We start from the raw sequence: 22,655 nt of genomic DNA, 5'->3' as shown, positions 1-22,655 counted from the left end.
CTTAGTCGACCGCCAGGGCAGACAGGACGATGTCGCAGCTACGCTGGGCGTAATTGGCCAGGACCGTGCGGATCAGCGGCAGGTCGCGGGCCATGACGGCGGCCAGCAGTTGCGCGAACAGGGTCAGGTATTCGCTCATTTCCGCCTTGCGCCGCTCCAGCGCCAGGTAATAGGCGCGGCTCATGGCCGGCTGCAGGTTCTCGACGGTTTCCTGCAGGTACGGGTTGTCGGCGAACGGAAAGGCCGCGCGCATCACATTGAAGCTGTCTTCGACGAAGGTGCGGATATCCGCGTTCTCGAAGCTGGCGCTCAGGCGCTGCTGCAGTTGCAGAAACGGCGCGAGGTCGGCCTGCTCCTTCCAGCGTTGGGCGACGGCATTGCCCAGCAGGATGTACAACTCACTCATCAGGGTGCACAGGCTCTGCACCTTGTGGGCGGTGAGCTCGGTGACATGGGCACCGCGCCGGGGCAGGATGGCAATCAGATGGCGGCGTTCGAGAATCAGCAGCGCTTCGCGTACGGAGCCACGGCTGACATTGAGCGCCAGCGTAACCTTCTGTTCCTGGATGCGCTCCCCGGGTTTGAGGTCGCCGCGAATAATGCGTTCGGCGAGGTGGTGAGCAATTTGCTCGGCGAGGCTGTCCGGCGCCTTGAACGTCATGGTTTTCCTTCAAAATCTTCGATCAGTGCAAGCGGCGCAGTGTAGCGCACTTGATACCGGGTGGCGCAGGGCTCCTGAGGCGGAATTTGGCACGAATCCCGCAATTATTTCAGCAGCTAGACTGGGAGAAAGCGCTCCATGCTTTCAATCGCGAGATTTTCCTGACCCAAAGGTCAGATATTTGTTGACCGAAAAGTCAGATATCACTAGATTCTGCCCATCGGTCAACAACAATAATGAGTCTGCGAGGCCTTCCGTGATCCAGTTTTTACTCAACCAGGAACTCCGCCGCGAGCACGCCCTGGACCCGAATCTGACGGTGCTCGAGTATTTGCGCGAGCACCTGGGCAAATCCGGCACCAAGGAAGGCTGCGCCAGCGGCGATTGCGGTGCCTGCACCGTGGTGGTCGGCGAGTTGCATTGCGACGCTTCGGGCCAGGAGCAGATCCGCTATCGCAGCCTCAATTCCTGCCTGACCTTTGTCTCGTCGCTACACGGCAAGCAACTGATCAGCGTTGAAGACCTCAAGCATCAGGGCCAACTGCACAGCGTGCAACAAGCCATGGTCGACTGCCATGGCTCGCAGTGCGGCTTCTGCACGCCGGGCTTCGTGATGTCGCTGTTCGCCCTGCAAAAGAACAGCGATGCCCCGGACAGCCACAAGGCCCATGAAGCCCTGGCCGGCAACCTCTGCCGCTGCACCGGCTACCGGCCGATCCTGGCCGCCGCCGAGCGCGCCTGCTGCAACAAGCCGGCCGACCAGTTCGATGCCCGCGAAGCCGAAACCATCGCCCGTCTCAAGGCCATCGCGCCGACCGAAACCGCGGAACTGAACAGCGGCGACAAGCGCTGCCTGGTGCCCTTGACGGTCGCCGACCTGGCCGCGCTCTACGACTCTTATCCGCAAGCCCGACTGCTGGCCGGCGGTACCGACCTGGCGCTGGAAGTCACCCAGTTCCACCGCACCCTGCCGGTGATGATCTATGTCGGCAACGTGGCCGAACTCAAGCGCATCGAGACCTTTGAAGATCACCTGGAAATCGGCGCCGCGACCCCACTCTCCGATTGCTACGCCGCCCTCAAGGCCGAGTACCCGGACTTCGGCGAACTGCTGCAACGCTTCGCCTCCCTGCAGATCCGCAACCAGGGCACCCTGGGCGGTAATATCGGCAATGCCTCGCCGATTGGTGATTCACCACCGCTGTTGATCGCGCTGAACGCACAACTGCGGCTGCGCAAGGGCGACAGCACGCGCACCCTCGCGCTGGAAGACTATTTCATCGATTACCGGGTCACCGCGCGCCAGGACAGCGAGTTTATCGAAAGCATCATTGTGCCCCGGGCCGATGCCGCATGGCAGTTCCGTGCCTACAAGGTTTCCAAGCGCCTGGACGACGATATTTCAGCCGTCTGTGCGGCCTTCAATCTGCGCCTCGAAAACGGCGTCGTGGCCGAGGCGCGGATCGCTTTCGGCGGCATGGCGGCGATTCCCAAACGGGCCCGTGCCTGCGAACGCGCCCTGGTCGGCCAGCCCTGGAACCAGGACAACCTGGAACGTGCCTGCGCGGCGCTGGGGGAGGATTTCACTCCACTGTCGGACTTCCGCGCCAGCAAGGAATATCGCCTGCTCAGTGCTCGCAACCTGTTGCGCAAGTACTTTATCGAGCTGCAAACACCGCACATCGAGACTCGGGTGACCGCTTATGTCTAACCCTCACGCCGTGGAAAAAAACCAGGCCGAGATGGCCGAACTGTTCGCCCGGGACCTGAGCACCGGCGTCGGTCGCAGCGTCAAGCACGACAGCGCCGACAAGCATGTGGCCGGCGAGGCGGTGTATATCGACGACCGCCTGGAATTCCCCAACCAGTTGCACGTCTATGCGCGGATGTCTGATCGCGCCCATGCGCGCATTCTCAGCATCGATACCGCGCCGTGCTATGCCTTCGAGGGTGTGCGTATTGCCATTACCCATGAAGACATTCCCGGCCTCAAGGACATCGGCCCGCTGCTGCCGGGCGACCCGCTGCTGGCCATCGATATCGTCGAATTCGTCGGCCAACCGGTGCTCGCCGTCGCCGCCCGCGACCTGGATACCGCACGCCAGGCGGCCATGGCCGCGGTGATCGAGTACGAAGACCTGGAGCCGGTGCTGGATGTGGTCGAGGCCCTGCGCAAACGCCATTTCGTGCTCGACAGCCATACCCATAAACGCGGTGATTCGGCCGCCGCCCTGGCCACTGCCGAACAACGTATCCAGGGCAACCTGCATATCGGCGGGCAGGAACACTTCTACCTGGAAACCCAGATCTCCTCGGTCATGCCCACCGAAGACGGCGGGATGATTGTCTATTGCTCGACCCAGAACCCCACCGAAGTGCAGAAGCTGGTGGCCGAGGTGCTGGACGTGTCGATGAACAAGATCGTGGTCGATATGCGGCGCATGGGTGGCGGTTTCGGCGGCAAGGAAACCCAGGCCGCCAGCCCCGCCTGCCTCTGTGCGGTGGTGGCCCGCCTGACCGGGCAACCGACCAAGATGCGCCTGCCCCGGGTCGAAGACATGCTGATGACCGGCAAGCGCCACCCCTTCTATATCGAGTACGACGTCGGCTTCGACAGCAGCGGGCGCCTGCACGGGATCAACCTGGAACTGGCAGGCAACTGCGGTTGTTCGCCAGACCTGTCGGCATCGATTGTCGACCGGGCGATGTTCCATGCCGACAATGCCTATTACCTGGGCGACGTCACCGTCAACGGCCATCGCTGCAAGACCAACATCGCTTCCAACACCGCTTATCGCGGCTTCGGCGGTCCGCAAGGCATGGTCGCCATCGAAGAGGTGATGGACAGCATCGCCCGGCACCTGGGCCTCGATCCGCTGGCGGTGCGCAAGGCAAACTATTACGGCAAGACCGAACGCAACGTCACCCATTACTACCAGACCGTCGAGCACAATATGCTCGAGGAAATGACCGCCGAACTGGAAGCCAGCAGCCAGTACGCCGAACGGCAGGAAACCATTCGCCGCTACAACGCCCACAGCCCGGTGCTGAAAAAAGGCCTGGCGCTGACGCCGGTGAAATTCGGTATCTCGTTCACCGCCAGTTTCCTCAACCAGGCCGGGGCGCTGGTGCACGTCTACACCGACGGTAGCATCCACCTGAACCACGGTGGCACGGAGATGGGCCAGGGCTTGAACACCAAGGTCGCGCAGGTGGTGGCCGAGGTGTTCCAGGTGGAAATCGATCGGGTGCAGATCACCGCCACCAACACCGACAAGGTACCCAATACCTCGCCCACCGCCGCCTCCAGCGGCGCCGATCTGAATGGCAAGGCGGCGCAGAACGCCGCCGAGATCATCAAGCAGCGATTGGTGGAGTTTGCCGCGCGGCACTACAAGGTCAGCGAGGCGGACGTGGAATTCCGCAACGGCCACGTGCGGGTACGCGACCAGATCCTGACCTTCGAGACGTTGATCCAGCAGGCGTATTTCGCCCAGGTGTCGCTGTCGAGCACCGGCTTCTACAAGACGCCGAAGATCTACTACGACCGCAGCCAAGCCCGGGGCCGGCCGTTCTATTACTTCGCCTATGGCGCGGCCTGCGCCGAGGTCATCGTCGATACCCTGACCGGCGAGTACAAGATGCTGCGCACCGACATCCTGCATGATGTCGGCGCCTCGCTGAACCCGGCCATCGATATCGGCCAGGTGGAAGGCGGCTTTGTCCAGGGCATGGGCTGGCTGACCATGGAAGAACTGGTGTGGAACGCCAAGGGCAAGTTGATGACCAATGGCCCGGCCAGCTACAAGATCCCGGCGGTGGCCGATATGCCGCTGGACCTGCGGGTCAAGCTGGTGGAGAACCGCAAGAACCCGGAAGACACGGTGTTCCATTCCAAGGCCGTGGGCGAACCGCCCTTTATGCTGGGGATTGCGGTGTGGTGTGCACTCAAGGATGCGGTGGCGAGCCTGGCGGATTATCGGGTTCAACCGAAAATCGATGCCCCGGCGACGCCGGAGCGGGTGTTATGGGGCTGCGAGCAGATGCGTCAGGTCAAGGCGGAACAGGTCGCGGTTGTCGAACAGACGACAGAGAGGTGTCTATGAACTACTGGATCAGCGCCCTCGCCGACCTGCAGAACCAGGGCGAGCCCTGCGTGCTGGTGACCATCATCGAAGAGCTCGGTTCGACGCCGCGCAATGCCGGTTCGAAAATGGTCGTCAGTGCCGCCGGCACCTTCGACACCATCGGCGGTGGTCACCTGGAATACAAGGCCATGCAGATCGCCCGGGACATGCTCGCCAGCGGCCAGCAGAACACCCATCTCGAGCGTTTCAGCCTGGGCGCCAGCCTCGGCCAGTGCTGCGGCGGCGTCACCGTGCTGCTGTTCGAGCCCATGGGCCAGGTCCAGGCAGAAATCGCGGTGTTCGGCGCCGGGCATGTCGGCCGCGCCCTGGTGCCCTTGCTCGCCAGCCTGCCCTGCCGGGTACGCTGGATCGATTCCCGCGAGCAGGAGTTTCCGGCACAGCTTCCCAGCGGCGTACGCAAGATCGTCAGCGAGGAACCGGTGGATGAGATCGACAACCTGCCCGCGGGCAGCTACTGCATCGTCATGACCCATAATCACCCGCTCGATCTGGAACTCACCGCCGCCATCCTCAAGCGCAACGACTTCGCCTATTTCGGCCTGATCGGCTCGAAGACCAAACGGGTCAAGTTCGAACACCGCCTGCGCGAGCGCGGCTTCGACGCCAGCGTGCTGCAACGCATGCGCTGTCCGCTGGGATTGGCCGAAGTCAAAGGCAAGTTGCCGGTGGAAATCGCCATCTCCATCGCCGGCGAGATCATCGCCACCTATAACGCGAATTTCGGCCAGCACAGCGCGAGCGCCGAACCTATTGCCAAACTGCTGCCGGCTTCGCGCCGCAGCCAGGCCAAACACTGAGAAAGACCATGCCTTCGACCCGTACCGCCTACCGCGCCGCCCTCCTGCACAGCCTCGCCGATCCGGCCGAGGTCGGCATCGAGGCCTCCTATGAATATTTCGAAGACGGCCTGCTGGTGGTCGAGAACGGCCGCATCATCGCCCTCGGCGCCGCCAGCGAGCTGCTGCCGAGCCTGCCCGCCGATGTTGAAGTCATCCAGCACACCGACGCGCTGATCACCCCGGGCTTTATCGACACCCATATCCACCTGCCGCAAACCGGCATGGTCGGCGCCTATGGCGAGCAACTGCTGGACTGGCTGAACACCTACACCTTCCCCTGCGAAAGCCAGTTCGCCGACCGCGCCCATGCCGAGGAAGTCGCGGATATCTTCATCAAGGAATTGCTGCGCAACGGCACCACCACCGCCCTGGTCTTCGGCAGCGTGCACCCGCAATCGGTGGATGCTTTCTTCGAGGTCGCGGAGAAACTCGACCTGCGGATGATCGCCGGCAAGGTGATGATGGACCGCAACGCGCCGGACTACCTGACCGACACCGCCGAATCCAGCTACCTGGAGAGCAAGGCGCTGATCGAGCGCTGGCATGGCAAGGGTCGCCTGCACTACGCGGTGACACCACGTTTCGCGCCGACTTCAACGCCGGAGCAATTGACCCTGGCCGGCCAACTGCTGGGGGAATACCCGGACCTGTACATGCAGACCCACATCAGTGAGAACCTGCAGGAAGTGCAGTGGGTCAAGGAGCTGTTCCCGGAGCGCAAGGGTTATCTGGACGTCTACGACCACTACCAACTGCTCGGCGAGCGCTCGGTGTTCGCCCATGGTGTGCACCTGTGTGACGATGAGTGTGCACGCCTGGCGCAGACCGGCTCGGCGGTGGCGTTCTGTCCGACCTCGAACTTCTTCCTCGGCAGCGGCTTGTTCAACCTGCCGATGGCGGAGAAACACAAGTTGAATGTTGGCGTAGGCACGGACGTGGGCGGCGGCACCAGCTTCTCGATCCTGCACACGCTGAACGAGGCCTACAAGGTGATGCAGCTGCAAGGGGCACGGTTGAGTCCGTTCAAATCGCTGTACCTGGCGACCCTCGGCGGCGCCCGGGCGCTGCGCCTGGAGGACAGGATCGGCAGCCTGCAACCGGGCAGCGACGCCGACTTCCTGGTGCTGGATTATCACGCCACGCCACTGCTCAGTTATCGCCTGAAGCAGGCCAGGAATATTGCCGAGATATTGTTCGTCCTGATGACCCTGGGGGATGACCGGACGGTGAAGCAGACCTATGCGGCGGGGAACCTGGTGCATCAGCGCTGAGCGCACCCAGTCTCATCGACAACACATAACCTGTAGGAGCAGGGCTTGCCCGCGAAGCTTTTAGCAATCTCAAGGCCGCCTTCGCGGGCAAGCCCTGCTCCTACAAGGTCCGTATCGGTACACAGTATTGTGGCAAGGCAGAACCGGGCAATTGCCTACAGCTTTGCCCCGGACCGCCCCGGCTTCTTGGCCAGCAACAAGTGCGAGAACACCGCATGCAGGTCATCCGACGCACTCTCTTCATCGAGGTTGAGCTTGCTGTCAATATGGTCCATGTGGTGCATCATCAAGTCCACTGCCAGCACCGCATCCCGGGCCTCGATGGCATCGATCAACTGGGTGTGTTCATCGTAGGAACAGTGCGAACGATTGCCGCTTTCGTATTGGGCGATAATCAATGAAGTCTGCGACACCAGGCTGCGCTGGAAGCTGATCAGCGGGGCATTCTTCGCCGCTTCCGCCAGCTTGAGGTGGAACTCGCCGGAAAGGCGGATCCCCGCCCCACGATCGCCACGGGAAAAACTGTCGCGTTCATCGTTGACCATCTGCCGCAACAGCGCCAATTCCTCAGCCGTGGCGTGCAAGACCGCAAGCTCGGTAATCGCCTTCTCCACCATGCGCCGGGCCAGGAACACCTGGCGGGCTTCCTCGACACTGGGACTCGCCACCACCGCGCCACGGTTCGGGCGCAACAACACCACGCCTTCATGGGCCAGGCGCGACAAGGCACGGCGAATGATGGTGCGACTGACCCCGAAAATTTCCCCCAGCGCTTCTTCGCTCAACTTGGTCCCGGGCGCCAGCCGTTGTTCGAGAATGGCCTCGAAGATATGCGCGTAGACGATATCGTCCTGGGTCCCGGTGCGACCGGCCTTGCCGGCACGCGGTTGTTTCTTGAGGGGTTGCAACTGTTCGTTCATGGTCACTCGGATCGGAGACGGCGGCGAATGGACCCCGACTGGCGAACGGCACAGCGGGTCACTGACAAGTAGCGCGTAAAAGCATGGCACATTGTACACAAAGCCGGGTGCCAACACGACTGTACGGCTGTTTGCCGCGCCGGCTGTATTGCAATCAGCCCGCACCTTTACGTTTAGTCTACCCGGACTGTTACCGCTTGTTTCCCTGTACAAGGAATGCCGTCCCATGACCGACCTCACCCAGGCACGCCTGCGCCCCTTGGCCGACACCTCACCTTCCGCCGTGGTCGCCGGTTTTATCGCGATGATGACCGGCTACACCAGTTCCCTGGTGCTGATGTTCCAGGCCGGGCAAGCCGCGGGACTGACCACCGGACAGATCTCCTCGTGGATCTGGGCGCTGTCGATCGGCATGGCGATTTGCAGCATCGGCCTGTCCTTGCGTTATCGCACGCCGATCACCATCGCCTGGTCGACACCCGGCGCGGCCCTGCTGATCACCAGCCTGTCCGGGGTGACCTACGGCGAGGCGATCGGTGCCTATATCACCTGCGCGCTGCTGGTGACGATCTGCGGCCTGACCGGCAGTTTCGAGAAGCTGGTCAAGCGCCTGCCTTCGTCACTGGCGGCGGCGCTGCTGGCGGGCATCCTGTTCAAGATCGGCAGCGAGATCTTCGTCGCCGCGCAGCATCGCACCGGGCTGGTGCTGGGGATGTTCTTCAGCTACCTGATCATCAAGCGCCTGTCGCCACGCTATGCCGTGCTTGCCGCGTTGCTGGTCGGCACAGCCGTCTCGGGCCTGTTGGGCTTGCTGGACTTCAGCGGCTTCAACCTGGAGGTGGCGACGCCGGTGTGGACCACGCCCTCGTTCTCCCTCGCGGCGACCATCAGCATCGGCATTCCATTGTTCGTGGTGGCCATGACCTCGCAGAACATGCCCGGCATCGCCGTGCTGCGCGCCGACGGCTACAACGTGCCGGCCTCACCGTTGATCAGCGTGACCGGGATCGCCTCGCTGCTGCTGGCGCCTTTCGGCTCCCACGGGATCAACCTGGCGGCCATCAGCGCGGCCATCTGCACCGGGCCCCATGCCCATGAGGACAAGAACAAGCGCTACACGGCCGCCGTCTGGTGCGGGATTTTCTACGGGATTGCCGGGACCTTCGGGGCGACACTCGCGGCACTGTTCGCCGCGCTGCCCAAGGAGCTGGTGCTGTCGATCGCGGCGCTGGCGCTGTTCGGTTCGATCATGAATGGGTTGAGCCTGGCCATGAACGAGCCCAAGGAGCGGGAAGCCGCGCTGATCACCTTTATGGTGACGGCGTCGGGGTTCACGCTGTTTTCGGTGGGCTCGGCCTTCTGGGGGATCGTCGCGGGGGTGCTGACACTGCTGATCCTCAATTGGCGCAAGGCCTAGATCCCGAAGCCCCACAAAACCTGTAGGAGCCCGGCTTGCCGGCGATGAGGCCAGCAAGTCTTGCGTCGATCTTGCGGACGCCATCGCCGGCAAGCCGGGCTCCTACAGGGAACGCATTCAACCGGGCCTGAAGGATCAGATCCGGAAATGCCCGACCATCCCCTTCAATTCCATCCCCAGCTGTGCCAACTCGATGCTTGACGCCGCGTTGCCCTGCATCGCCAGCGCAGACTGATCGGCACTGGCGCGGATGCTGGTCACGCTGCGGTTGATTTCTTCGGCCACCGAGCTCTGCTCCTCGGCCGCCGCTGCAATCTGCTGGTTCATCTGCTGGATCAGCGACACCGCCGCGGCGATACTGCCCAGCGCGCTCTCGGTCTGCAAGGCATCGCTGACCGCCAGCTTGACCAGCTCGCCACTGCTCTGGATCTGATGCACCGAGGCCTGCGCGGCCGTGCGCAGGGCACTGACCAGGCGTTCGATCTCTTCGGTGGACTGTTGGGTACGCTTGGCCAGGGCCCGGACTTCATCGGCCACCACGGCAAAACCACGGCCCTGCTCGCCGGCCCGGGCCGCCTCGATGGCCGCGTTGAGGGCCAGCAGGTTGGTCTGCTCGGCCACGCTCTTGATCACCCCGAGCACCGTGCCGATATTCTGGATTTCCGCGCTGAGGCTTTCGATACTCTGGCTCGCCGAACTGGCCGAATCCGCCAGTTGCTCGATCCGCTGCATGCTCTGGCGCACCACCTGCTGGCCGCTGTCGACCTTGTCGTCGGCGGTCTGCGCCGCCTGGGCGGCCTCTTCGGCATTGCGTGCGACATCGTGCACCGTGGCCGTCATCTGGTTCATCGCGGTGGCGACCTGCTCGGTTTCTTCCTTCTGGCTACTGACTTCCAGATTGGTCTGCTCGGTAACCGCCGACAATGAATGCGCCGAGGTCGCCAGTTGCTCGATCCCGGCCTGCAGGCCGCTGACGATGCCGCTCAAGCCCGCGCCCATCTGCTGCATGGCCTGCATCAGTTGACCGATTTCGTCGCGACGCCTGACCTCCACCTTACCGGTCAGGTCACCGGCGGCAATCTGCTGAGCTACCAGGATCACACTGCGCAACGGTGCAACGATCAGACGGGTAATCACCAGCGCCGCCACCAGCCCGACCAGCAAGGCCAGGGCCGACGAGCCGATGATCAGCAGCGAGTTTTTCTTCAGTTCGGCCTGCATCGACTGGTCTTCGGCGGCATAGGCCTGGTTGACCCGCTCCACCACCTGGGCCGCGCGCTCATGCAACTGTTGGTAAACCTTTTTTTCCTGCTCCAGCAGGCCGGTGTATTCGGTGAGCTTGTCACTGAAGCTGGCGATATGACCACTGACCTCGGTCAGCACCGTCTGATAGCCCGGGTCCTTGACCGAGGTCTTGAGTTCCTCCACTTGGGCCAGGGCCTGGTCGGCCTGCTCGATCTTGCCCTTGCTCTGGTTCTCTTCATTGCCTTTGCGGCTCTGGTCGAGGCGCACCCGGGCCTCGTTCATCGCCTGCAACATCAACTGCGAGACATGGCTGACCTGGCCGGCCTGCTCGACAAAATCCTTGCCGTCCTTGCCCTGGGAATCCTTGAGGGCATAGGTACCGTCATCGGACAAACCGGCCTGGAGCACATCCAGGTTGTTGGCCACGCTGGACACCGACCAACTGGCCATTTCCAGCGCCAGGTCCTTGGTCTGGGTCAGTTCGACGAATTCGTCGAACGCCTTGCGGTAGGCACCCAGGGCCTGCTCGACGTCGGTCATGACCGGCACGTTGGCCGCTGATTGCGCCTTGAGGACCTGCGCCTGCGCCAACAGGCCGTCAACGCCCTGATGCAGGGCATCGACGGTCTTGGGATCCGAACGCAGCGCATATTCCTGCTCCAGCAAACGCACCCGGAGCAATTGGCTGTTGAGCGAAGACATCTGCTTGAGCCCATCGAAGCGCAAGCTGATGGTTTGCAAGGACCAGACACCGATCGCCGCCACCAGACCGGTCAGCAGCAATACCAAGGCAAACCCGATACCCAATTTCTTGGCCATACCGAGATTGGCGAAACGTCCTTGCACGGCAGAAATCATGGCGCTTAATCCCCGATTAGAATGCTGAAGGTGCACACGCCCATTCAAGATTCATGCAGATTCGCAATCGGGACGGGTAAAGCACAAGCCTTTGGCGCCGGAATAATGGCCAAAAGCTACATCCGCGTCGCTTTCAGGATGGTCGAGGTCGATTCGGCGCCGCCCAACAGACGGAAGAACTTCTGCGCGCGCAGATCCGAAGCATAGGCCACATTTATCCTCAGCCAGTCACTGTTTTTACCTTGCGGCATAAAGGCGTCGCCCGGAGCCAGCAGCACCCCCAGCTTGCGTGCCCGGGCCAGGACTTGCGCCAAAGGGTAGCCCGGACTGCGGGCCCAGATGAACATGCCGCCAGCGGGTTCGGTGAACACTTCCCAGCCCGCCCTCTCCAAGGTGTCCAGGGTGGTGACCCGCTCCACGCTCAGGCGCTGGCGTAGCCGTTGCACCAGCTTGCGATAGGTGCCATTGGCCAGCAGCATGGCAACCACACACTCGGCAAAACGCGAGGCGCCGAGGCTGGTGATCATCTTCACTTGCGCCAGGCGCTGGATCAGTTCGCTTCGGGCACGGACGAATCCGACCCGCAATGAACTGCTCAGGGTTTTTGAAAAACCGCCCACGTAGATCACCCGCTGGGCACTGTCCAACGCCGCCAGTTGTACGCCGGGCCCGCTTTGCAGATCGCTGTAGATAGCGTCTTCGACAATCAGGAAGTCATGGGCCTGGGCCAACTGCAACAACTGCGTGGCCACCGCCAGGGTCAGGCTGGTACCCGTCGGGTTGTGATAGAGGCTGTTGATAAACAGGCAACGCGGTCGGTACTGCTGCAACAGCCTGGATAACTGCTCCATGTCCGGACCGGACTGCGTACGCTCCACCTCCAGCAACTTGACGCCTTGCAGCGCCAGCAGTTTGTACAGATTGGCGTAGCCTGGTGTTTCCACCAGGACGCAATCACCCGGCTTGAGCAAGTGACGCACCAGCAGGTCCAGCGCCTGGGTGACGCCATGGGTTGTCAGTATCTGCTCGGGTGCGCAGGCGATGCCCTTTTGCGTCAGGCGCTTCTGGATCTGTTGACGCAACGCCAGCAGCCCCTGGGGCGTGCTGTAGCTGAACATCCCGTGCATCTGCGTACGACTGACCTGGCGAATGGCATAGGCGATATCATCGCTCTCGCGCCAGCTTTCGGGCACCCAACCGCAGCCCAGCTTCAACTCGCCCAGAGGGTGCTCGCTGAAGCCCCCCCACTCTGCCTCCAAGCCTTCGTACCACTGCCGCTCGCCGTTGTCGCCGGCATCACCGTGGGCATCCGAGACAATAAAGGCCGAGCCGTTGCGCGGTGTCAGCACGCCCTGCGCCACCAGGCGCTGGCAAGCTTCGAGGACATTCGCCTGGCTGAGGGAGTTGTCCTTGGCCAACTGCCGAACCGATGGCAGGCGAGTCCCGGGGCCCGCGCGCTGGCAGCGGATCCACTCGATCACGGCGTTGACGATTTGCTGCACGACGGGGACCAGCGCCTGCCGATCAATTTCCAAATCCATTCTGTTTGACGCTCCAACCCATTGTTATTTCTCGTTAAACAGTTAAACACAAAAGCCCGGGGGTCTTGCTTGCACAAAAAGCCTCTTCCCCCCGCCCTGGAAGGCCCGCCCGCCGGGCCCTGAAGACACCGACTGACGCGCGAGGGCGAATGTACCGACCGGATTTCCAACACCGGCGGACATAAAAAAACCCGCCATTAGACGGGTTCCTTGCAAAGGGGCTACGAACCGGGGCGAAGCGTGCGACAACTCAAATCGCGGTGGCTCCGCCGTCCACGGCCAGGGCGTGACCGGTGGTAAAGGCGGCACCGTCGCTGCACAGATAAAGCACCGCGCTGGCTATCTCCTCGACCTTGCCGATGCGCCCGACCGGATGCATGGCCGCGGCGAACTCGGCTTTCTTCGGATCGGCCTCATAGGCACGACGGAACATATCGGTATCGATCACTGCCGGGCAGACGGCATTGACGCGGATTTTCTTCTTCGCGTACTCGATGGCCGCCGACTTGGTCAGGCCGATGACGGCGTGCTTGGAGGCCGCGTAGATGCTCATCTTCGGTGCCGCGCCCAGGCCCGCCACCGAGGCGGTGTTGACGATCGCGCCACCACCCTGGGCCAGCATCAGCGGCAACTGGTACTTCATGCACAACCAGACGCCTTTGACATTGACGCCCATGATCGCGTCGAACTCATCCAGGGTGCCGTCGGCCAGCTTGCCTTTCTCGATCTCGATACCGGCATTATTGAAGGCGTAGTCAACCCGCCCATAGGCGTTCACCGCTTGGGCCATGAGGTTTTGCACATCGGCTTCCTGGGTGACATTGCAACGCACGAACACGGCATCGCCGCCCGCGGCGCGGATCAGCTCGACCGTGCCCTCACCGCCGGTAACGTCGAGGTCGGCAACGACCACCTTCAGGCCTTCGGCGGCAAACGCCTGGGCGGTCGCACGGCCAATGCCGGCCGCTGCGCCGGTCACCAGGGCTACCTGGCCGGAAAACGTCATGCTCATGGTTATGTCCTCAATGCAATACGAATGGGCTGCTGTGCTCTCAGTCTAGCCAGCGCGGCAACCGTCGCGGCAGCACTATCAGAAGCCCGGTTAATGGCTTATGCATTGCGGTGATAAGGTTATGGGGCCTTTCATCATTGAAGTGGATCACGCCCTATTCGCCTTGCCTGCAAAACTTGCTGTCTGCGCGATGAGGGTCTATCAACAAGACTTCATTGATCTTCGAGTGCCTGCCATGACCACCCAGAACAATCGCCAATTCCTGCTGGCCAAGCGCCCGGTCGGCCCTGCGACCCGCGAGACCTTCACCTACCAGCAAGTGCCGGTGGGCGAGCCGGGAGCGGGCCAGATCCTGGTCAAGAACGAATACCTGTCCCTGGACCCGGCCATGCGCGGCTGGATGAACGAGGGCAAGTCCTACATCCCGCCGGTGGGTATCGGCGAGGTGATGCGCGCCCTGGGTGTCGGCAAAGTCGTGGCGTCCAACCATCCGGGCTTTGCCGTCGGCGACCATGTCAACGGCGCCCTGGGGGTGCAGGATTATTTCCTCGGTGAGCCGAAGGGCTTCTACAAGGTCGACCCGACACTGGCGCCGCTGCCGCGCTACCTGTCCGCCCTGGGCATGACCGGTATGACCGCCTATTTCGCCCTCCTGGATGTCGGCGCGCCGAAAGACGGCGAAACCGTGGTGATCTCCGGTGCGGCCGGCGCGGTCGGCAGCATTGCCGGGCAGATTGCCAAGCTCAAGGGTTGCCGGGTGGTGGGGATTGCCGGCGGCGCCGAGAAGTGCCGGTTCCTGATCGACGAACTGGGCTTCGACGGGGCCATCGACTACAAGAGCGAGGATGTGGGCGCCGGCCTGAAACGTGAATGTCCGAAAGGCGTGGACGTGTATTTCGACAACGTCGGCGGCGATATTCTCGACACAGTGCTCACTCGCCTGAACTTCAAGGCGCGCGTGGTGATCTGCGGCGCCATCAGCCAGTACAACAACAAGGAAGCGGTGAAAGGCCCGGCCAATTATCTGGCGCTGCTGGTCAATCGCGCCCGCATGGAAGGCTTCGTGGTGATGGACTACGCCAGTCGTTTCGCCGCGGCCGGACAGGAAATGGCCGGCTGGATCGCCAAGGGCCAGCTCAAGAGCAAGGAAGATATCGTCGAAGGCCTGGAGACCTTTCCGGAAACGCTGATGAAGCTGTTCAGCGGGGAGAATTTCGGCAAGCTGGTGTTGAAGGTTTAAAGCCGGGCCGTCTCAGGTAGAACGCATCGCGAGCAATCGGGCATGCGCCGGTTGCTCGCGATAAGACCTTATCAGGCCAGTTCGGCCACTACCGCCGCCAACGCCTGGGCCGGATCGGCCGCCTGGCTGATCGGGCGACCGATCACCAGATAATCGGAACCGGCATCCAGGGCCTGACGTGGGGTCAGGATACGACGCTGATCGTCCTGGGCGCTGCCCGCAGGACGAATCCCCGGAGTCACCAGTTGCAAGCCCGGATGGGCACTCTTGAGCGCCGCGGCTTCCAGGGCCGAGCACACCAGGCCATCCATCCCGGCCTTTTCCGCCAACGCCGCCAGACGCAACACCTGCACCTGCGGATCGACATCCAGGCCGATACCGGCCAGGTCCTCGCGCTCCATGCTCGTCAGCACGGTCACGCCGATCAGCAACGGCTGCGGGCCGCTGCGCTGGTCCAGCACCTCACGGCACGCCGCCATCATGCGCAGGCCGCCGGAGCAATGCACATTGACCATCCACACGCCCATCTCCGCCGCCGCCTTGACCGCCATGGCCGTGGTGTTGGGGATATCGTGGAATTTCAGGTCGAGGAACACCTCGAAGCCCTTGTCACGCAGGGTGCCGACAATTTCCGCCGCGCAACTGGTGAACAGCTCCTTGCCGACCTTGACCCGGCACAGTTTCGGGTCCAGTTGATCGGCCAGCTTCAGGGCGGCGTCACGGGAGGGGAAATCCAGGGCGACGATAATAGGCGTCTGGCAGGCGGACATGGGCGGGCTCTCTGGCAAGTCGAAATCGGCGCGCATTGTAGCGGAACCCGGGGCGGACCGGGACCCGGTGATCGGTAAATCTAGTCCCGATGCGCCATAAATGCCCGAGCTCGCACCAAAGCAAGTCGTAACCTTGGCGAACATCGGCGAAACGTCCTCGATACGACAGCTTTTCGCGGATAACGACGCGATCCTGGCGACTGGCACGCCCACTGCACTTACCCGCCCCGAGCAGTATCCAAACCGTTCAGGGAGAAAACGTATGAACACACAACTCAAGCCCACGCTGGGCACACTGCACCTGTGGGGCATCGCGGTCGGACTGGTGATCTCCGGGGAGTATTTTGGCTGGAGCTATGGTTGGGGGACCGCCGGCACCCTGGGCTTTCTCATCACCACCTTGCTGGTGGCGACCATGTACACCTGCTTCATCTTCAGCTTCACCGAACTGACCACCGCGATTCCCCATGCCGGCGGGCCTTTTGCCTACAGCCGCCGGGCCTTCGGTGAACGTGGTGGACTGATCGCCGGGATCGCCACCCTGATCGAATTCGTCTTCGCCCCGCCGGCCATTGCCATGGCCATCGGCGCCTACCTCAACGTCCAGTACCCGGACCTCGACCCACGTCTCGCCGCCGTCGGCGCTTATGTGGTGTTCATGGGCCTGAATATCCTCGGCGTCAGCATCGCCGCCACCTTCGAACTGGTGGTGACGGTGCTCGCGGTGGCCGAGTTGCTGGTGTTCATGGGCGTGGTCGCGCCGGGCTTCAGCTTCAGCAATTTCGTGCTCAACGGCTGGTCCGGCTCGAGCAGTTTCAGCATCGACTCGATCCCCGGCATCTTCGCCGCGATCCCCTTTGCGATCTGGTTCTTCCTCGCCATCGAAGGCGCGGCCATGGCCGCCGAAGAAGCCAAGGACCCCAAGCGCACCATTCCCAAAGCCTACGTCGGCGGTATCCTGACCCTGGTGTTCCTGGCCCTCGGCGTGATGGTGATGGCCGGCGGCGTCGGCGACTGGCGCCAGTTGTCGAACATCAACGACCCGTTGCCCCAGGCGATGAAAGCGGTGGTGGGCAGTAACTCCAGCTGGATGCACATGCTGGTGTGGATCGGCCTGTTCGGCCTGGTGGCGAGCTTCCACGGGATCATCCTCGGCTACTCGCGGCAGTTCTTTGCCCTGGCCCGGGCCGGTTACCTGCCCGCCTACCTGGCCAAGCTGTCACGCTTCCAGACCCCGCACCGGGCCATCATTGCCGGCGGCCTGATCGGCATCGCGGCGATCTACAGCGACGGCCTGATCAACCTGCAGGGCATGAGTCTGACGGCCGCGATGATCACCATGTCGGTATTCGGCGCCATCGTGATGTACATCATCAGCATGCTCAGTCTGTTCAAACTGCGTAAAACCGAACCCAATCTGGAACGCAGCTTCCGCGCACCGGGTTATCCGATCGTCCCGGGGATCGCACTGGTCCTGGCGGTGGTGTGCCTGATCGCGATGGCCTGGTTCAACACCCTGATCGGCCTGATTTTCCTCGGTTTCATGGCCGCGGGCTTCCTCTACTTCCTGTTGACCGGGCAATCGCGTGCCGCGGCGCCGGCCGATGCGATGCTGACCGGGCTTTAAGGGCTATTCGGACCGATCGGGCTTACAATGGAACCACCGAGAAATCTTTTGACTCGAAGTGGTAAGGGCCGACCTTGCGGATGAAATGCTCATCCGCAAACGGCCCATCTAGGAGAACCTTATGCCTTGGTATGCCTGGCTGATCATCGTCGTCGCCATCGGCTCCATCGTCGGTGGACTGATGATGTTGCGCGACACCGCAAACAAAGTGGAACTGACTGACGAACAGCGTCGGCGCGTCCAGGAACGAAACGCAGAGATGGACGCCCAGGACGCCAAGGATCGCTGATCGTCCATTCCCTCTGGTTATTTCTCCCAGTCCGCCTTGGCGATATGCAAGCCATGCAGGCCTTTATAGGCGGCTCGCTCAGGCGAACTCCAACCTTCGAGCAGTGACGGCTCCAACCGATAGACCTCCACCCCCAACGGGCGACAGACGCTGAGCGGGTCCTGGGCTTCAGGGCCCCACATCGGCAGCGAAAGATCACCGCCCGGGCAGGTGGACAGCGCACACAGCAGATCGATTTCAGCGAAAAACTCCAGGTAATCGCCCTTCTGCGCCGGGCAGGCCTTCATGAAATACATGTCGTCGTGATTGAGCCCCGTGCACTGGAAGATATTCAGTACATCGTGGACATCGAATTCGGTCAGGCCATACGGCAGGACGGCGCGGGTCAGGTTCGAGTGACAGTGATGATGGAAGTCTTCCCCTGTCAGCATCTTGTTCACATAAGGATCACAGCGCGTCCCCAGAAGATCATGCAGACGTCCGCCATGCTCGTCGATCCCGTAGCCGGCCAAGCTATCGTCGGTAATGGTAACCAGCGGACGGAGGAACGGCAGGTTCGACCAGAGCCGGTCATGGGTGCTGACATGGGCGCCTTGCAACTGACGGGTGCGGGCCGCCCAGAGACGCTCACGCGGGTCGTTGGCATTCCAGACGTTGAAGTCACCGACCTGTGGGCCAACCGGCGTGGTCACCCGGAACACGTGGCCGGCCGGTACCTTCCAGGCCCGCCCGGTACGAATTGGCACCTCGAACTGCTCGATCAGCGTACGAGCGCTCTTTTCCTCGCGAATGCGCTGGTAAAACGCGGTATCCACCTGCAAGGCCGAGCCTTTGCTGACCTGATAGGCGGCGGGATAGTCTTTGTACATGCTCAAGATCCTCGATCAGTGATGGGAAGGACGGCTTAAAAAGTCGAGCAGCATCTGCTCGGAATCGTCGAGGTACAGGCTCATCGCCTCCCCGGCGGCGTGCTTGTCACCTTCGGCAAGCAGGTCGTGGATATAACGGTCACGCGCCAGCCAGGGCGCTTGGAAACGCTGCTCATCGGGCGCCGAACAAAACACCAGGCGCAACTGCGCAACGATATTGGTAAAGAACTCGTCGAACAGCGGACTGCGCATCAAGCCGACGATATGTTGATGAAACGCCAGGCTGTGGGTGCCCAGGGCCCGCCAATCCTCGCGCTCGCGAGCCAACTCGGCGGCCTCGATGGACTCGAGCATGCGATCGGACTGGTATTCGCGCAGGGGTTTGCTCAGGGCGATGGCCTGCAGCTCCAGGGTGCGGCGCACCTGGAACAGATCGCGCACCTCCTCGACGCCGAGGCGGCGCACCATCACGCCCTTGTTCCGGACGTAACGTGCCAGGCCTTCCTGGCCGAGCCGATGGAGCGCCTCGCGAATCGTGTTGCGCGAGGCGTTGTAGGTATTGACCAGATCGTTCTCGACCAGCGGCATACCCGGTAGCAGGCGACCGCCGATGATGTCGGCGCGCAGCTCCAGGGTAATCTGGTCCGCCAGGGACAGTTGTGTACTCATGATCATCGCCTTGGATTGTTCAACAATCGTAGAGCAATGGGTAATCACTATTCATGCCAGATCCTTGGTTTCGACTTTTCCCCATTAGCGGTATGCGCCCTTGAAAAAACATGACAAATCGCCTACATGTCACGGTTATCATGGCTTAACGATTCGGAGAGCCCGCCATGCGGTATTCACAAGACCACAAAGCCCAGACCCACGAACGCATCATCCGGGAGGCCGCCGCACGCTTCCGACGTGACGGTATTGGCGCGACCGGCCTGCAACCCCTGATGAAAGCGCTGGGGCTGACCCATGGTGGCTTCTACGCGCATTTCAAATCCAAGGATGAGTTGGTGGAAAAGGCACTGCAGGAAGCCGCGGCCGAACTGGATGTGCATTGCGATACGCTGTTCAGCCAGGACAAACCGTTGCAGGCCTTTATCGACAGCTATCTGTCCGAGTGGCACCTGACCACCCCCGATCACGGCTGCCCGCTGCCGACCATGTGCCTGGAGTTGGGGCAGCGAGGGGAGCCGAGCCCGACGACGGATACAGTGATCGAGTCGCGGCTCAAGCAGGTCGAAGACGCACTGGGGTCAGGGCCGGACGCGCAGGATCAGAGCATTGTCATGCTGGCGACGCTGGTGGGAGCCCTGGTGTTATCCCGAAGTGCCGAGGACGAGACCCTGGCGCAAAAAATACTGGCGGTGACGAAAGCGCACTTGAAGGATCAGGTGGAGTAAAACGCCGCTTTACGCCCTGAGAAGAGGCCGATCACTGAAAAGGCCTCTTCTCCCGCCGGAGCGTATTCAGTTGATATCGAGCTTGTCGCGATTTTTGTCGAGCAGCGACTTGCCGATGCCTTTGACTTCGAGCAACTCATCCACCGACGAGAATGGGCCATTCGCCTCACGATAGGCGACAATGGCCTGGGCCTTGGCCTCGCCTATGCCGGAGAGTTCGTGCTGGATGGTTTGGGCATCGGCGGTGTTGAGGTTGAGCTTGCCGGACGTGGCGCTTGCCGTCGCCGGGCTTGAGGCGGGAACAGACGAATCGGTCTTGGCGGGCGCGGTCGGCGCCGCATTGACCACGCCGGTGATACCCAGCAGCAGGGTGAACGCGAGGGAAGAGAGAAAGCTTGTACGCATAAGTGACACTCCATGACATCGTAAGAGGAAAGCAGCTTTTCCGAAGCTGCTTTCCAAACCTAGATGATGGGTCTCTCCTGTCAAAAATCACGTCATTACCAAGTGTGTAACGATCAGGGATCCATACGGCGCTGCTGGTAAATCCAGTCGACAATCTCACCGTCGGGGGCGTAACCGCTTACGGTATCGCGCAACACTTGCCGTACACGAACGTAATCATCGCCCTCAACGGCGGCCATCAATTCATACAGCCTGGACTTGAGTGCATCCCATGAAAGCATATCTTCATGGGCACTCATGATCATCGGATGCTCGGTCGCAGCGACGTTGTCACCGATCAGCAACTCCTCGTAAAGCTTTTCACCAGGCCGCAACCCGGTGAACTCTATCGCGATATCACCATGAGGACTCTTGTCCGTGCGCACACTCAAGCCGGAGAGATGGATCATCTTTTCAGCCAGTTCGACAATCCTCACAGGCTCGCCCATATCCAGAACAAAGACGTCGCCGCCCTGCCCCATGGAGCCGGCCTGAATAACCAACTGGGCCGCCTCTGGAATAGTCATGAAGTAACGCGTGATCTTCGGGTGGGTAACGGTCAGCGGCCCGCCTGCTTTTATTTGCTTGTGGAACAGGGGAATGACAGAGCCCGATGAGCCGAGCACGTTGCCGAAACGGACCATGGTGAAGCGGGTCTTGTTCACTCGCGATACATTGGCCTGATCGCCAAACAACACCGGAGCGAGCTCACGACTGAGGGCCTGAAGCGTCATTTCAGCCAGGCGCTTGGTACTGCCCATCACATTGGTTGGACGCACCGCTTTGTCGGTGGAAATCAGCACGAAGTTGGCAACACCCGACTGCAAGGCGGCTTGTGCGGTGTTCAAGGTACCGATCACGTTGTTCAGTACGCCTTCGGCGATATTGTGCTCAACCATCGGAACGTGCTTGTAGGCCGCCGCATGGTAGACCGTCTCGACATGCCAGGTTTTCATGACCGACAGGAGCTTGTCCTGGTTACGCACGGAACCCAGGATCGGTAGCAAACGCACCGACAACGACTCTCGAACAACCCGCTGCTCAAGCTCGGAGAGGATGCTGTAGAGATTGAACTCGCTGTGCTCGTAAAGCAGAAGCGTGGTAGGACGAAGCGTCAGAATCTGTCGACAAAGCTCGGAACCGATTGAACCGCCAGCCCCCGTCACCAACACCGAACGCCCACTGATGCAGCGCTCGAGCAAGTCTTCCTGAGCGGGAACCGTATCGCGCCCGAGCAAATCCGCGATATCGACTTCCTGGATATCGTCGACCTTGACCCGCCCACTGGCAAGATCCATGAAACCCGGCACGCTTCGCACATGAAGCGGATAACCCTCCAACAGCGCCAGTATTTCACGACGACGGCCACGCGAAGACGATGGGATCGCCAGGAGTATTTCCTGCGCCCCCGTGGCATCAATCATCTGCTGGATATGCTTGGGCTTGTAGACCTGCAAACCGGCGATATTGCGATCGGCAATACCGCTGTCGTCGTCGATAAAAGCAACAGGCCGCATGGCACGGCCCATGCGCAACGCGGCAACCAGTTGATTGCCCGCCGAGCCGGCGCCATAAATGGCGACCTTGGGCAAGCCATCATCACGATTAGTGAACGGCATATGCTGCGCGGTACCAAACCAGTCACCCAGGAAGTACTGGCGCATCGCAAGCCGCAGCCCCCCCACCATGACCAGACTCAGCCACCAATAGTTGAAGATGATCGAACGCGGAACAACCACCTGGTGGTTACTGTAGATGTAGACGACCACCCCCAGAATCAATGACGAAAGGCTCACAGCCTTGACAATGGTGATCAACGCGTCATTGCCGAAATAACGCATCACCGCCCGATAAAGGCCGAATCGAATGAAAAGAGGAATGGCGACAAGCGGAGCGGCAATAAATAGCCAGCGGTGCTGGGCAAATGGATTGATCAGGTCACCCACCCCCAAACGCACGACAAACGCCATCCACAGCGCTGCCCAGACCATGACGATATCGGTGAGCACCTGCAGAACGCGCTTCTTTCGACGCGGAAGACCTACCAAATAGGCTCGTATCTTATCCATAACCCCTCTATAGCTTGCCTGCAAAATACCATCGTATT

General features: G+C 61.5%; 19 protein-coding genes. 9 read left to right on the top strand and 10 right to left on the bottom strand.

Annotated elements, in window-relative coordinates; genetic code table 11:
• Nucleotide 1: 1 nt before the first annotated feature.
• Nucleotides 2–661: a GntR family transcriptional regulator gene (locus tag M5C71_RS14820; RefSeq protein ID WP_103497392.1), complete on the bottom strand. Its 660-nt coding sequence runs from the start codon at nt 659–661 to the stop codon at nt 2–4.
• 256 nt (nt 662–917) lie between these two features.
• On the opposite strand from M5C71_RS14820, the gene xdhA reads away from it, so the two are divergent.
• The 4 genes from xdhA to guaD are packed head-to-tail and all read left to right on the top strand — an operon-like array spanning nt 918 to nt 6,919.
• Nucleotides 918–2,372 carry a xanthine dehydrogenase small subunit gene (xdhA, locus tag M5C71_RS14815; protein WP_103497391.1) on the top strand — a complete coding sequence of 485 codons (1,455 nt, stop codon included), beginning with the start codon at nt 918–920 and terminating at the stop codon, nt 2,370–2,372.
• Nucleotides 2,365–4,767 (top strand): xanthine dehydrogenase molybdopterin binding subunit, encoded by a 2,403-nt coding sequence (gene xdhB, locus M5C71_RS14810; RefSeq protein WP_248768120.1) that lies wholly within the window; start codon nt 2,365–2,367, stop codon nt 4,765–4,767. The genes xdhA and xdhB overlap by 8 nt, the downstream gene beginning before the upstream one ends.
• Entirely contained in the window at nt 4,764–5,606 is an 843-nt protein-coding gene (gene xdhC / locus M5C71_RS14805) for a xanthine dehydrogenase accessory protein XdhC (RefSeq protein WP_248768119.1), read from the top strand. Before xdhB ends, xdhC begins: the two co-directional genes overlap by 4 nt.
• Before the next feature lie 8 nt (nt 5,607–5,614).
• Entirely contained in the window at nt 5,615–6,919 is a 1,305-nt protein-coding gene (guaD, locus tag M5C71_RS14800) for a guanine deaminase (protein WP_248768118.1), read from the top strand.
• A 155-nt stretch (nt 6,920–7,074) separates the two neighbouring features.
• Here the strand turns inward: guaD and M5C71_RS14795 are convergent, their stop codons facing one another.
• Complete coding sequence (locus M5C71_RS14795) at nt 7,075–7,839, bottom strand: GntR family transcriptional regulator (protein WP_100939121.1); 765 nt, start codon at nt 7,837–7,839, stop codon at nt 7,075–7,077.
• A gap of 226 nt (nt 7,840–8,065) precedes the next feature.
• Here M5C71_RS14795 and M5C71_RS14790 point away from each other — a divergent pair, with 226 nt between their 5' ends.
• Nucleotides 8,066–9,256, top strand: coding sequence for a benzoate/H(+) symporter BenE family transporter (locus M5C71_RS14790; protein ID WP_103497387.1), 1,191 nt, complete (start codon nt 8,066–8,068; stop codon nt 9,254–9,256).
• A 135-nt stretch (nt 9,257–9,391) separates the two neighbouring features.
• On the opposite strand, the gene M5C71_RS14785 is transcribed toward M5C71_RS14790, so the two are convergent.
• From M5C71_RS14785 to M5C71_RS14775, 3 genes are all read right to left on the bottom strand, one after another.
• Complete coding sequence (locus M5C71_RS14785) at nt 9,392–11,359, bottom strand: methyl-accepting chemotaxis protein (protein WP_152737283.1); 1,968 nt, start codon at nt 11,357–11,359, stop codon at nt 9,392–9,394.
• Nucleotides 11,360–11,475: 116 nt separating this feature from the next.
• Nucleotides 11,476–12,900 (bottom strand): PLP-dependent aminotransferase family protein, encoded by a 1,425-nt coding sequence (locus M5C71_RS14780; protein ID WP_248768117.1) that lies wholly within the window; start codon nt 12,898–12,900, stop codon nt 11,476–11,478.
• Nucleotides 12,901–13,150: 250 nt separating this feature from the next.
• On the bottom strand, nt 13,151–13,912 hold the full coding sequence (locus M5C71_RS14775; protein WP_103497384.1) for an SDR family oxidoreductase: 762 nt from the start codon (nt 13,910–13,912) through the stop codon (nt 13,151–13,153).
• A gap of 235 nt (nt 13,913–14,147) precedes the next feature.
• On the opposite strand from M5C71_RS14775, the gene M5C71_RS14770 reads away from it, so the two are divergent.
• Nucleotides 14,148–15,152 carry an NADP-dependent oxidoreductase gene (locus tag M5C71_RS14770; protein WP_103497383.1) on the top strand — a complete coding sequence of 335 codons (1,005 nt, stop codon included), beginning with the start codon at nt 14,148–14,150 and terminating at the stop codon, nt 15,150–15,152.
• Between the two features lie 71 nt (nt 15,153–15,223).
• Here M5C71_RS14770 and pyrF read toward each other — a convergent pair whose 3' ends face one another.
• Nucleotides 15,224–15,922 carry an orotidine-5'-phosphate decarboxylase gene (gene pyrF, locus M5C71_RS14765; RefSeq protein ID WP_248768116.1) on the bottom strand — a complete coding sequence of 233 codons (699 nt, stop codon included), beginning with the start codon at nt 15,920–15,922 and terminating at the stop codon, nt 15,224–15,226.
• 262 nt (nt 15,923–16,184) lie between these two features.
• Between pyrF and eat the strand changes: the two genes are divergently transcribed.
• A complete protein-coding gene (eat, locus tag M5C71_RS14760; protein WP_248768115.1) occupies nt 16,185–17,549 on the top strand; it encodes an ethanolamine permease in 1,365 nt (454 codons plus the stop codon).
• 121 nt (nt 17,550–17,670) lie between these two features.
• Complete coding sequence (locus M5C71_RS14755; RefSeq protein ID WP_103495866.1) at nt 17,671–17,838, top strand: DUF2897 family protein; 168 nt, start codon at nt 17,671–17,673, stop codon at nt 17,836–17,838.
• A gap of 17 nt (nt 17,839–17,855) precedes the next feature.
• Here M5C71_RS14755 and M5C71_RS14750 read toward each other — a convergent pair whose 3' ends face one another.
• A complete protein-coding gene (locus M5C71_RS14750; protein ID WP_152737279.1) occupies nt 17,856–18,707 on the bottom strand; it encodes a DUF1989 domain-containing protein in 852 nt (283 codons plus the stop codon).
• Between the two features lie 15 nt (nt 18,708–18,722).
• On the bottom strand, nt 18,723–19,376 hold the full coding sequence (locus M5C71_RS14745; RefSeq protein ID WP_100939111.1) for a GntR family transcriptional regulator: 654 nt from the start codon (nt 19,374–19,376) through the stop codon (nt 18,723–18,725).
• Nucleotides 19,377–19,543: 167 nt separating this feature from the next.
• Between M5C71_RS14745 and M5C71_RS14740 the strand changes: the two genes are divergently transcribed.
• A complete protein-coding gene (locus M5C71_RS14740; RefSeq protein ID WP_248744772.1) occupies nt 19,544–20,104 on the top strand; it encodes a TetR/AcrR family transcriptional regulator in 561 nt (186 codons plus the stop codon).
• Nucleotides 20,105–20,170: 66 nt separating this feature from the next.
• Here M5C71_RS14740 and M5C71_RS14735 read toward each other — a convergent pair whose 3' ends face one another.
• On the bottom strand, nt 20,171–20,509 hold the full coding sequence (locus tag M5C71_RS14735; protein ID WP_248768114.1) for a ComEA family DNA-binding protein: 339 nt from the start codon (nt 20,507–20,509) through the stop codon (nt 20,171–20,173).
• A gap of 113 nt (nt 20,510–20,622) precedes the next feature.
• Nucleotides 20,623–22,617 (bottom strand): nucleoside-diphosphate sugar epimerase/dehydratase, encoded by a 1,995-nt coding sequence (locus M5C71_RS14730; RefSeq protein ID WP_248768113.1) that lies wholly within the window; start codon nt 22,615–22,617, stop codon nt 20,623–20,625.
• Between the last annotated feature and the right edge of the window lie 38 nt (nt 22,618–22,655).

It is taken from the genome of Pseudomonas sp. MWU12-2345, assembly GCF_023242385.1.
Taxonomy (GTDB): domain Bacteria; phylum Pseudomonadota; class Gammaproteobacteria; order Pseudomonadales; family Pseudomonadaceae; genus Aquipseudomonas; species Aquipseudomonas gingeri_D.
The sequence above is the reverse complement of the archived record's forward strand: the minus strand, read 5'-3'. Positions and strand labels throughout refer to the sequence as shown.

Coding starts and splice junctions, on each gene's coding strand:
- M5C71_RS14755 (WP_103495866.1), top strand. CDS start 17,671: ATGCCTTGGTATGCCTGGCTGATCATCGTCGTCGCCATCGGCTCCATC.
- eat (WP_248768115.1), top strand. CDS start 16,185: ATGAACACACAACTCAAGCCCACGCTGGGCACACTGCACCTGTGGGGC.
- M5C71_RS14785 (WP_152737283.1), bottom strand. CDS start 11,359: ATGATTTCTGCCGTGCAAGGACGTTTCGCCAATCTCGGTATGGCCAAG.
- M5C71_RS14775 (WP_103497384.1), bottom strand. CDS start 13,912: ATGAGCATGACGTTTTCCGGCCAGGTAGCCCTGGTGACCGGCGCAGCG.
- M5C71_RS14770 (WP_103497383.1), top strand. CDS start 14,148: ATGACCACCCAGAACAATCGCCAATTCCTGCTGGCCAAGCGCCCGGTC.
- M5C71_RS14790 (WP_103497387.1), top strand. CDS start 8,066: ATGACCGACCTCACCCAGGCACGCCTGCGCCCCTTGGCCGACACCTCA.
- M5C71_RS14730 (WP_248768113.1), bottom strand. CDS start 22,617: ATGGATAAGATACGAGCCTATTTGGTAGGTCTTCCGCGTCGAAAGAAG.
- pyrF (WP_248768116.1), bottom strand. CDS start 15,922: ATGTCCGCCTGCCAGACGCCTATTATCGTCGCCCTGGATTTCCCCTCC.
- M5C71_RS14740 (WP_248744772.1), top strand. CDS start 19,544: ATGCGGTATTCACAAGACCACAAAGCCCAGACCCACGAACGCATCATC.
- M5C71_RS14780 (WP_248768117.1), bottom strand. CDS start 12,900: ATGGATTTGGAAATTGATCGGCAGGCGCTGGTCCCCGTCGTGCAGCAA.
- M5C71_RS14745 (WP_100939111.1), bottom strand. CDS start 19,376: ATGAGTACACAACTGTCCCTGGCGGACCAGATTACCCTGGAGCTGCGC.
- M5C71_RS14735 (WP_248768114.1), bottom strand. CDS start 20,509: ATGCGTACAAGCTTTCTCTCTTCCCTCGCGTTCACCCTGCTGCTGGGT.
- xdhB (WP_248768120.1), top strand. CDS start 2,365: ATGTCTAACCCTCACGCCGTGGAAAAAAACCAGGCCGAGATGGCCGAA.
- M5C71_RS14820 (WP_103497392.1), bottom strand. CDS start 661: ATGACGTTCAAGGCGCCGGACAGCCTCGCCGAGCAAATTGCTCACCAC.
- M5C71_RS14795 (WP_100939121.1), bottom strand. CDS start 7,839: ATGAACGAACAGTTGCAACCCCTCAAGAAACAACCGCGTGCCGGCAAG.
- xdhC (WP_248768119.1), top strand. CDS start 4,764: ATGAACTACTGGATCAGCGCCCTCGCCGACCTGCAGAACCAGGGCGAG.
- M5C71_RS14750 (WP_152737279.1), bottom strand. CDS start 18,707: ATGTACAAAGACTATCCCGCCGCCTATCAGGTCAGCAAAGGCTCGGCC.
- guaD (WP_248768118.1), top strand. CDS start 5,615: ATGCCTTCGACCCGTACCGCCTACCGCGCCGCCCTCCTGCACAGCCTC.